The sequence below is a fragment of the Mycobacterium sp. E2327 genome, from assembly GCF_001672675.1.
Classification (GTDB): domain Bacteria; phylum Actinomycetota; class Actinomycetes; order Mycobacteriales; family Mycobacteriaceae; genus Mycobacterium.
Genome location: NZ_LZKE01000112.1, coordinates 1 through 10,144, shown reverse-complemented (window position 1 = coordinate 10,144; position 10,144 = coordinate 1). Strand labels below are relative to the sequence as shown.

Annotated in this window: 9 protein-coding genes; 7 read left to right on the top strand and 2 right to left on the bottom strand. The window is 60.5% G+C overall.

Translation table 11 applies throughout. The annotated features are described in order from the left end of the window. Positions 1 to 250: 250 nt before the first annotated feature. The 3 genes from A5712_RS12880 to A5712_RS12870 all read left to right on the top strand — a co-directional run bounded on the left by A5712_RS12880 (position 251) and on the right by A5712_RS12870 (position 2,268). Positions 251 to 958 (top strand): hypothetical protein, encoded by a 708-nt coding sequence (locus A5712_RS12880; protein WP_068105185.1) that lies wholly within the window; start codon positions 251 to 253, stop codon positions 956 to 958. Then, positions 959 to 1,375, top strand: coding sequence for a hypothetical protein (locus A5712_RS12875; RefSeq protein WP_068105184.1), 417 nt, complete (start codon positions 959 to 961; stop codon positions 1,373 to 1,375). A 206-nt stretch (positions 1,376 to 1,581) separates the two neighbouring features. Beyond that, positions 1,582 to 2,268: a hypothetical protein gene (locus A5712_RS12870; protein WP_156766544.1), complete on the top strand. Its 687-nt coding sequence runs from the start codon at positions 1,582 to 1,584 to the stop codon at positions 2,266 to 2,268. 45 nt (positions 2,269 to 2,313) lie between these two features. On the opposite strand, the gene A5712_RS31340 is transcribed toward A5712_RS12870, so the two are convergent. Next, positions 2,314 to 4,140, bottom strand: coding sequence for a serine/threonine-protein kinase PknH/PknJ (locus A5712_RS31340; RefSeq protein WP_068105187.1), 1,827 nt, complete (start codon positions 4,138 to 4,140; stop codon positions 2,314 to 2,316). Between the two features lie 198 nt (positions 4,141 to 4,338). Here A5712_RS31340 and A5712_RS30800 point away from each other — a divergent pair, with 198 nt between their 5' ends. Further along, on the top strand, positions 4,339 to 4,896 hold the full coding sequence (locus A5712_RS30800) for a hypothetical protein (RefSeq protein ID WP_156766543.1): 558 nt from the start codon (positions 4,339 to 4,341) through the stop codon (positions 4,894 to 4,896). Positions 4,897 to 5,182: 286 nt separating this feature from the next. On the opposite strand, the gene A5712_RS30795 is transcribed toward A5712_RS30800, so the two are convergent. Continuing rightward, positions 5,183 to 6,199 (bottom strand): hypothetical protein, encoded by a 1,017-nt coding sequence (locus A5712_RS30795; RefSeq protein WP_156766542.1) that lies wholly within the window; start codon positions 6,197 to 6,199, stop codon positions 5,183 to 5,185. Between the two features lie 540 nt (positions 6,200 to 6,739). On the opposite strand from A5712_RS30795, the gene A5712_RS12860 reads away from it, so the two are divergent. The 3 genes from A5712_RS12860 to A5712_RS12850 form a co-directional block, all read left to right on the top strand. After that, the gene (locus tag A5712_RS12860) at positions 6,740 to 6,979 is read left to right on the top strand and encodes a hypothetical protein (RefSeq protein WP_156766541.1); all 240 of its coding nucleotides are present in this window, start codon (positions 6,740 to 6,742) and stop codon (positions 6,977 to 6,979) included. Between the two features lie 1,284 nt (positions 6,980 to 8,263). Next, positions 8,264 to 8,866 carry a recombinase family protein gene (locus A5712_RS12855; protein ID WP_068105179.1) on the top strand — a complete coding sequence of 201 codons (603 nt, stop codon included), beginning with the start codon at positions 8,264 to 8,266 and terminating at the stop codon, positions 8,864 to 8,866. Between the two features lie 185 nt (positions 8,867 to 9,051). Next, positions 9,052 to 10,144: ADP-ribosylglycohydrolase family protein (locus A5712_RS12850; protein ID WP_156766540.1), on the top strand; the 1,093-nt coding region annotated here is incomplete at its 3' end.

Here is a 10,144-nt window from a genome sequence, read left to right as displayed (position 1 = left end):
AGAGACAGAGACAGAGACAGAGACAGAGACAGAGACAGAGACAGAGACAGAGACAGAGACAGAGACAGAGACAGAGACAGAGAGCTCTTCCTCTCCTCAACAAGAGAGTTCTTCTGTCCTTAGATCAAAAGACAAGACTGGGACTGACTGTCCCTACCCCTCGGGTTACCTCACCCCCACCACTGTCCCTGGCTCGGCCGAAGGCCAATCGGTTCCGGCCTCCTCCGCTCCTACTTGGCCGACGCCTCCGGTGTCGTCCTACCGGACGGGAGAGTTCCAGGTGGGGGTGTTCCCCGACGCTTTCGCCTACACGCATTACTTCACCGCGCTGGTGACCCCACACCGGAAACGTCGAGTGACAGAGCGGAACTGGGAGGGGTTCTTCACCGCTGCCAGCAAGTTGTTGTACCACGACCACCGTGACTTCAACGAGCTTGTGGAGCTGACCGCCTGGCTGTTCGAGGACTGTGGCGGGGCTTTCCCCTTCCTGCCCGAAGACCACCCTGACCGCAAGGTGACCCGGGTGGCTCAGATCCGCTGGTTCTACGACACCGCGCTGTCCTACATGAAGGGCGGCACCACTCGGTCCTACGTGGCCAAGGTCCGCTACGACCGACCGCTAGCGAATGCGGCGGCCGAGCAGAAGATCCAGGACCTGGTGGACGCCTATGGCCGTTGGCAGAACCACGAGCCCGACGAGTTCCTCCGCAACAACTGGGCCAAGACCCTGCGAATCATGCATGGACACGACAGGCATTCCCTCGCCGACATAGCTGAGGTGGTCACCGCCATGCCCGCCCTGGGGGAGTACGAGGACCTGCGCCGATACCGTCATGTCTTCGCTCTGCGCCAGGAGTTCACCTGGCTGCTGGAGTTGGCTAGGGCGCTCGAAGGCCAATATCCCACCACCCAGCAGATCCTCGTCAGCGACGCCAGTCCGATGAGATCAGCGCCGTAGATGGAGGACGAATTGAGCGCCTATAACGCTGACGACCACAGGAAGTTCACCTACGCGCTGTTCTCACGGGACATCAGACGCCTGACCGCAAAGATCCATCACGCCAACATCGACGACGAAACGCAAAAGATGGTCGATGCCGCCCTAGACCAGCTCGAAACCCGGGTGTGGGTGATGTCGTTCCATGACCCCGCCAGCAGCCGCCTCATCCAGAATCAGGATCGCTACGCCGATGGCCGTCCCGTCGCGACGACGATTAGCTGGGGCGAGGGGTACGCCACGCTGGTTCACAGTCCCGATCCGAACGTCGCGACTGGCGTTGGGGTAGAAGAGCTTTCCGAGGAAGCGTGGCCCAGTGGCCCCGATGAACCCCCATGCAACCCGCTCGATATGGGCCCCGAGGAAGACGAGGAGTGACGCGACCGCTGACCTCCAAGGGGTCATCAGTAGCGCTTACAGAGGTGTAGCGAAATCAAAACAGTGCGCAAGCGTCGCTAACGGCTAGTCCCGAAGTACGGTGAAATACCGCGCAAGAACCGCAAATCACTCGCCAAGAAAGCATCGCGATCTGAGACACTGAACGGAGCGATCAGCAAGGCAAAAGTTCAACCGGGAGCAGCACGATGACGGTTTCCTCGACTCTCAGCGAGACAGTCGATTCGACTGAGCTGGTTGCCCTTTTCGGCCACTTGCCTCTTGAGCCCCGTTGCCGCGTGTGCCGTAATGATGCGGTACGTGCAAAAGTCAACGGGCTCTTAGCCGTCGGGGCAAGCTATGCCCATATCGTGCGTGCACTCGCTGCAGAGAACGCCAAACTTGATGCGAGCGACAGGGTGACCGTTGACAGCGTGCGAAATCACTGCGGGAGGCACTTTCCCGTCCAGAATGTCGCCAGGGCCACCTACCGAGAAATCCTTGAGCGACGTGCGCAGGAGAACGGCATCGACTTCATCAATGGAGTCGCGACCGCGATCACGCCGATGGCGTTCTTCGAGACCGTCATGGCGAAGGGCTATGAGACCCTTGTTGATCCGGATACTCAGGTGAACGTGCACACGGGCATGATCGCGGCCGGACGCCTTCAAGCGCTCCTTGAATCCCGGGCCAGTAACGCCAGCATGGTCGAGATGTGGGTGAAGATGGGTCGCATCATGGACGCCATCCATTCCACGGTCCCGGAGGAGCTGTGGCCAGAGATCTTGCGCAAGGTGGACGGTGACGAAAACCAAGCTAGGGGAAGGGGCCGCAGCGCTTTCGAGCCCCGCGATAATTGTTACGGCGCCGAGGATTTCGATCAGTTTGACCAATGACTGTCTGCTGTTGCTGCGTTCGTCTTCTGGCTGCGGCGAGCGTCGTTAGACCTTCACTTTGTCCAGCATGGCCTTTGCGAGCCGCGCCCCGTAGTCACCAGCAGCTGAGGTGTCCGTGAAGATTGGGCTGCTGCCCATTGAAAGATGTATTTCTTGGCAAGCTTTGATCTTGACCACTACGTTGTCCCGCGCGCCTAGCGCTTGTTGACAGGCCTGATCGCTCCCAGCTTCGTTGTCGTACCCGGCCATCTTGACGGTGGTAAGGCTGTCCGTTGTCGCCACGTTGGCCAGCGTCCACGTATAGCCGCCCTCGCCGTGCCTTTGACCCACCTGCAGGCCCGCGGTTCCTGGAACAGAACTGGGGAGGCTTGCGCAGGCGCGCCATTGCTTGGTTTGCGACTCTAGTACCGCTTGTGCCTGCTCGGCCGTCGTGAATACAACGACTGTTTGCTCGACTTGGTGGCCGACCGTGTAAGAACTCGGGTCGAGTGTCTGGTCGCGTATTTCCTGATACCCGGTGCCGTTGTATACGGAGTGGTCGGCCCCGAAGATAACGCCGACGCAGGTTGGCGGATCGACCTGTCCGGCGTTGTCCGACATCCCGTATGACGAACTGCTGACGATCATGTCGGAACCAGGTGCGATGCCGTAGAACTCACCACCGGTGACAGTCCTGACTTGCCCGGGGGACAACAGCAAGGTTTCGATTGCTGAAGCAGGAAACACCGCGGGCGTGGGTAGAGGCGATGGTGTGCCACTGCTGGCGGACCGATTAGGCGGTTGCACCGACGAGGTCGAAGTCGCGCTAGAGCTTGGGGGGTGGTGCTGCCAGGGTCTCCAGACAAAGAGAATCGCAACGACCAGCACGATCACCGCTGCAGTCGCAAGGGCCAGTGTCCATAAGTGGCGCGAAGCGCGTGCGATTACAGTTTCAGGAGTTGCGTGTTGCGAAGACGGTTGGGGATCTGCTGGCTGGCGTGGCGCTAGCGCGGGCATGGTGGGTGCCCCTTGCTGGGGATCGCCATCCATGCGCGCTAGTCCGGCTAACGCACGGGCGAAGTCGCTGCATCTTGGGAATCGGTCGCCAGGATCTTTGGCTAAGGCAACGGATAGAACCTGGTCCAGGTCGGCGAGTTCGCGCTTACTGTCCGCCAGGGCCGGGGGAGGCGTGTTCAGCTGGTGGCTGATCACCACTGCAGGGTTGGAGTGCGGGAATAGCTGCGATCCCGTGAGCAGGTGATACGCGGTGGCAGCCAGAGCATATTGGTCGGCGCGGCCATCAATTTCTTCGCCCAACAATTGTTCCGGTGCGGAATACGCGACGGTCCCTACGGTCATGTTCGTGACGGTCAGCCCGCTGATGTCATCAACGTTGCGTGCAATCCCGAAGTCGGCCAAAAGGATCCGCTGTTCGTCATCGTCATGATCGACATGGGTGAGCATGATGTTGGCCGGTTTGATGTCACGGTGCAGCAAGCCCTGTTTGTGGGCATAGTCGAGCGCACTGGCTACGGCAGTGATGATCTTCACGACCTGATCGAGGGGCATTCCCTCTGGGCAACGGCTGGCGAGAAGGCGGGCGGCGTCGAGGCCCTCGACATAGTCCATCGCGATCCATAGCTGGCCGTTGTATTCACCGCGGTCGTGGACACTCACGATGTGCGGATGCCACAGCGTTGACGCTAGATCGGCCTCGCGGTTGAAGCGGGCACGGTAATCAGGGTCCGAGGATACGTCCGCCCGCAGCACTTTAAGGGCGTCACGGCGCGGCAGGCGTGGATGCTCGGCCAAATAAACCTCGCCCATTCCGCCAGAACCCAGCAGGCGCTCAATCCTGTAGCCCGCAAAAGTCTGGCCCGCGTTCAGTGGCATGAGGCGCATCCTAAGCAGTACGCAGCGTTCGACGGATCGAATCGAACCTGCGGTGGCAAGATCAATCCGCTCGTCGTTCGCACTTAGACAATGACCTGGCCGCCGGGGGGACCAACGGGCCCTCCAATTGTGGACAACGGACCCTTACATAGTGCTCAGAGACGGCGGAAGCTCTTCTCAAGAGAACGGAGAATCGTCGTGACCATACTGATGACGTGGAATCCAACTCGTAGTGAGCTGGATCGTCTTTTGCATGACAGTTGTGTTTCGGCGTCGGCGCATGCCTTCGCGGTAGCGGAAAGCTGGCATCGGTCCTTCGATCCCGCCAGAGATGCCGTAACCGTTACGGCTGCTTGGTCAACGGGAAACCGGGTCAACAACATCGACATCGGTGACCGTGTTTACCTGCTGATGGTAGGTGACTTGGGTCGTGGCATTGTCCGAAGTGGGCGGGTCGTCAGCGAAGTCTTCTTCGATGACTACTACAACAGCCTCGACGTTGATAACCCGACTGCAACACCCTATGTTCGCGTCGCGTGGGATTTGGCTGTGCCAGAAGACGACCCGCTGCCGACGACAGCGCTGCAATCCGCCACCGACAACCTTGCGCGGCAAGGGCGCTGCCCAGACAAGAAATGGCGGTATGTGCAACGCGGTGGTGACGAAGTCGATCCGACTTTGGCTGCAAAGATTGAGCGCATGTGGCTGAGCCACGTCCGTCGTCATTTCGCGGACCTAACGGCGATCACGCAATAGACGCCCTGGCGGCCTGGGCAACGGAGGCCTTGATTGAGCAACCCGGTCATCCAGAAGAACATTCCGGCCACTCCTATGCCTACCTGAAGCCAGCATCGTTGTGGGGGCTGCGCTTGCCACCCTGTGCCCAAGTGCACTGACCAAGGGCATAGGTGTCTGCGAATCCAGGAACTAACGCACCAAGTAGTCGTGCCGTATGAGGGAACCAAACATTGGGTGCATCGGTCAAAAGAAACAGGATCGTCAGCCCGTGTAGGAGGTTGATAGGGCCGTGCAAAGTGCCCGCCTAGGTGTTAGCGCCCCAGGCGATTCTGTGCCAGGTCGTCTGCCATTGCCTACTTTTCGGCCAGTGCCTGCGGTGGCGTTGCCTGGCTACTCTGGGTCGCCTCCGCGTATTGAGATCACCCTCTGACGTGATCCATACAAACCATGCTTGGATTGAGCCGATAGCGGCAGCGCTCGCAGCACCGAGCGCTATGCCCGCTAAAAACACACGATTTGTGTCCGATTCGGCCACGGCTTGACGCGCTCCGATGATGTTTGGAGGCGGCATGTTTTCGGTACGGGAATATTGGTAATCCCAAGCAGCTATGTCCACGGGGTCCGAAGCAACTGAGGCTGACCGCGCTTCTGCTGCGGGGACGACGTTCAAACCGCCCCTCGGGTTCTGCGTCCAATGGATTTCATCGGCTCCGTCGAAAAGCACCTGAGTCACAACTTCGACTGGATCCACCGGGGCCGGTTGCGGTTCACTACCTAAAGTGGGTTCTACGATCGGGAACCTTACAACCGCGCCTTTGCGGTTGGTCGAGTACGCAAGACCGTTCACATGCTTGAGATCAGCCACTACGATCGCGCTAGCCTCCGGTGGCGGGTCGAACTTCACTGTCGCGGTTGGTGGTTTGATCATGTCGATTCGTGCGGAAACCACTTCTTTCGATCGACCCCGCTCGGCGGACCATGGAGAGGGTTCTCGCTCGCAGTGACCGCGATCAATAACCTTGCAGCTCACGACTTCCGTATCAGGTGGAACATCGAAAGTCATTGTAATTGACGAATTTACGTCAGCAGCGCGATCAAACTTGACCGCTATCAAGACGCGTGTGGTGTTGCGATCAGGATTTTCTGGCAGTGGCGCTAATGCGGGGGGCCAGATGATGGCGTCCAGCGAATGTTCGCGAGTCTCGACCCAAGCAACAGCCTTCAGCCGGTTTGGTTTCTCCTTGTCTCCACCGGGAATGGAAAGCGGAGCGTCTACCACTAGATAGCTAGGAAACGAGATTTCGGGGGTTGTGGCGGGCATAACTTTGACACCTACAACCGCAAGGATCTCCGCGAGGAGTAAAAGGGCAAGTGCCTCTCGATACTTCGCCGTATCTCGCTGCTTTCCTCGTCGCTTAGATGGTTGGTTAGTAGTACCAACAGGGCGCGCTTCCCCGCCAGGCGGGAGCGCAGTAGCGGCCGAGGACACGATGCCGAGCATGCCTAACCCGCGGTTTCGATGCCAGGAAGCGGGCGGCGTGTCTGCTGACTGCGGTTCGAGCACGGTAGCTCAGGGCTTATCGAAGCCGATTGCATCGAACGGAAGGGCTTTTCATGTGTAACCCCCGTTCCAGCTATCGCTGGACTGAAGGTACTTATGATGTCTTGAAATAGAGCACAAATGAGGCACGCAGGCATCCTCGATCAGGATCGCAAATTTTCCAGGTCGCACCGTCTCGCAAGTTCGTCTCAGAGAGAGACGTCTCAACCGCAGTATTCCAGCATTTATGAGTCAGGCGGGGTTGAGAATTGCCGCGCGCCGTGACCGGCGACAACGGATTAGAGCGGCCAGGCCCTAAGCATGACCAAGCAATCCGCCAGGGGTCCGCAACAACCACGGCGGCAACGTTTTTGGCTCGACGTGGACAAGCTCGACGCCTACGAGCCGGTACACATGCCGTTCTGGTATTTCGGTGGCGGCAGTGGCGGGCCGGACTGCGGGCCGACGTGGCAATGGCAGAGCATCGCAACGTATGTGTTGCAACGTATGTATGAGGCCGATGACTGCGTGACGGCGCTGAGCTGGCAGTCGCCGAGCTAGCCGAGTTGGCCGAGCTGCGCACCACGTCGCCCGCCGCGTCGGGGTTAGCTGTTCTTTAGGTCCGAAATGTCAATTACCGCTGGGCCGCGCACAGGTCCTCGAAGGTCGGCCACCCGACACCGTCAAAGCAGCAGCTACCCACGACCATTGGTTACTGGCGGTGTCTCTGCGGTAGATGTCGGTCCCGACGGGCTGCAAGAGGTAGGGCAACACGGTGGAGGAGCAGGTTTTGAAGCCTGCGCGGGTTTGGTGTCCACAACGCCAAGAGTGCACGCCACGAGGTAACACACTGCTACGACCTGAGCTAGGCCAGCGAGGATAAGAAGGACGAACTTGAGGCTGGTGCCCCGACGCAGAGAAGCGAGTGTCCGTAGATTGCATTTTGCGGTCCACTCTCTCGCGTCCACTTCGTCATTTGTCCATCCCCAAGGTCCCTGAGAGGGGTCCGGGTCGTTTAAAAAACCGCGCAGAAGTTTCAGGGGCGGTACTGATGACGTCCAAGGAATTCCGGCTAGAACGGCTAGCAGCGCCGCCGCCAATAACGCAATCAAGGCTTTGGCTAAATAATCTCTCGGAGGTCCCGATAAGACAAAGTCTTTGCCCACCAAAACAGCGAATACGGCCAGAACGACTGTGACCAGCCCTGCACATCCGGTCAGCGTCGATGCTGCTCGCGTGTTGACGGATGCCCGCCGCTCGTACTCGGCCGCTAGCTGCGCCTCAATGAATGCGGCGTATTGCGTGCCTTGCTCGTCCCAGTTCGGCACGCAGTGTCATCGTTCCTCTCGCGACGATTCGTTCCTGGCGTGGGGGAGATAGTGCATAGATGATTTGTCGTCGGTGTCGCCGCGGAAAACCGTATCGAACTTCGGGAGCGGCTCTTTGTGCGCAGGTTTGGGTCCGCCACCCCCAGCGCCGCCTCCGCCAACCTCAGCGCCACTACCCTCACCGTCATTACCCTTGCCTCCAACACCCTGACCGTCATCGGCACTTAACGGTGTAGTCATCGGAACACCCTTTCCATTGCCTGTCTAGGTTTGCGCAGGTAGGCCGATGCTAGCCCCGCCAGCCATTCAGATAAAGGTTCGTTAGTGGGATTGAAACCGTGCCTGCAGAGCCAACCACGGCGGACGTTAGCTGACCTGCGAACAGGGCGATGCCATAGTCGGTGTGCTCGGCTTCGGCGGCGGCAGGGACTGGTCAGACGTTGGGCATCGCCCAGGTGCGAGGAAAAGAAGGGCCTGCATCGGGAATAAAGCGTCTGCTTAAATCGTTGAACCTTCTATGAAGCATGAAGATCCGCATGCAGCCACAACGCCCAGCAGTGGAGCGCGCGTCGGTTATGTACGGGTCAGCACCGTCGCCCAGACGCTGGATCAGCAGAACGCCGCCCTTGAGGCAGCTGGCGTGATCAAGACCTTCTCTGACACCATGTCCGGCGCACGAGATGACCGTCCAGGTCTGGCTGCACTCTTGGACTACGTCCGTGAGGGCGACACCGTCGTGGTGTGGAAGCTCGACCGGCTGGGCCGCAACACCTTGCACATCCTGGAGACCGTCAAAGCCCTGACCGACCGCGGCGTCACCCTGGTCTCCACCACCGACGGCATCGACTCGTCAACTGCCGCAGGTCGCATGATGATTGGGGTACTCGGCTCGCTCGCCGAATATGAGCGCGAGCTAGTAAAGGAGCGCACCGCCCTCAAGCGAGCAATGTCCCTCGCCAACGGCACCAAATTCGGGCGGCGCAAGAAGGTAGTGGACCCGGGTCATATCGCCACGGCCAGGCGGATGCAGGACGACGGGCACACCGCGCGAGACATCGCCAAGTTCCTTGGCGTCTCCCGCGCAACCCTGTACAGGTACCTCGCCGACGATGCTGCTTAGCCCCCGGGCGGGGCTAGCGAATGGCGGCGTCAGGCCCCCCGCGGGGGCCTAAGACAGGCTGATCAGCCCCATCGGGGCGGGGGACAGCGACAGGCTAGTCAGGCCCCCGTGCGGGGCCGAGCGATGCTGTATGGCCCCCGACGGGGGCCGCTCGAATTGTCAGTGGGTGAAAGGAGACTCGGCCTATGACATTGACTACCGCTCAGATTGATCGCGCCTGCGGTGTTCTGCTCGGCACCGCCGCAGGTGATGCGCTTGGCGCAGCCTATGAGTTCGGCCCCCCGCGGGGGCCGGAACTCGAAGTCGCCATGGTGGGCGGCGGGGCTTTCGGCTGGGAGCCCGGCGAGTGGACCGACGACACTTCAATGGCTATCGCCATCGCCCAGGTCGCCGCCGCTGGAATAGACCTGCGTCAGGACGAGGCGCTCGACGACCTCGCCCGGCGGTGGCACGAATGGTCCCAAGACGCCAAAGACGTAGGCGTGCAGACCCGCTCGGTCCTCAGCCGGGCAGGGCGACGCGGAATCTCGGCGAACACGGCACGGGACGAATCGGCTGCGCTGCACAACAGTACCGGCCGCACCGCGGGCAACGGCTCGTTGATGCGTACTGCGCCGGTAGCGCTGGCCTACCTCGATGACGAGGCCGCTCTCGTGGAAGCGGCCCGGGCAGTAAGCGAGCTGACGCACCACGACCCGGAGGCTGGGGATGCTTGTGTGCTGTGGTGCCTAGCGATCCGCCACGCCGTCCTCGCGGGCGAGCTGGACGTTCGAATAGGCTTGCAGCACATCGACATAGACCGGCGAGATCTCTGGGCCTCACGGCTCGATGTCGCCGAGGCGGCGCAGCCTTCCGACTTCACCAACAACGGCTGGGTTGTTGAGGCGCTGCAGGGCGCATGGTCGGCGATCACGACAACTCCTGTTCCCCAAGATGATCCGGCCAAAGGCGTCTTCCGCGTCGATCACCTCCGCCTGGCCCTTGACACAGCGGTCCGAGGAGGTGGGGACACAGATACCGTGGCCGCCATCGCCGGTGGCTTGCTCGGGGCTGCCTATGGGGTCTCTGCCGTTCCTGCGGAGTGGCGTCGCCTCCTGCATGGCTGGCCCGGCTTGACGACACGCGACCTGGTGGCGCTGTCCACCCGGATCGTGAAGGAGGAGCGACCGTTTAGCTATGACACCTTCTGGATGACTCCGGTACGGCATCCACACCGGGCGGGAGGTCCTGCAACGCTGCAACATCGGCAAGCCAAACTCCATCATCACGTGGATGCCG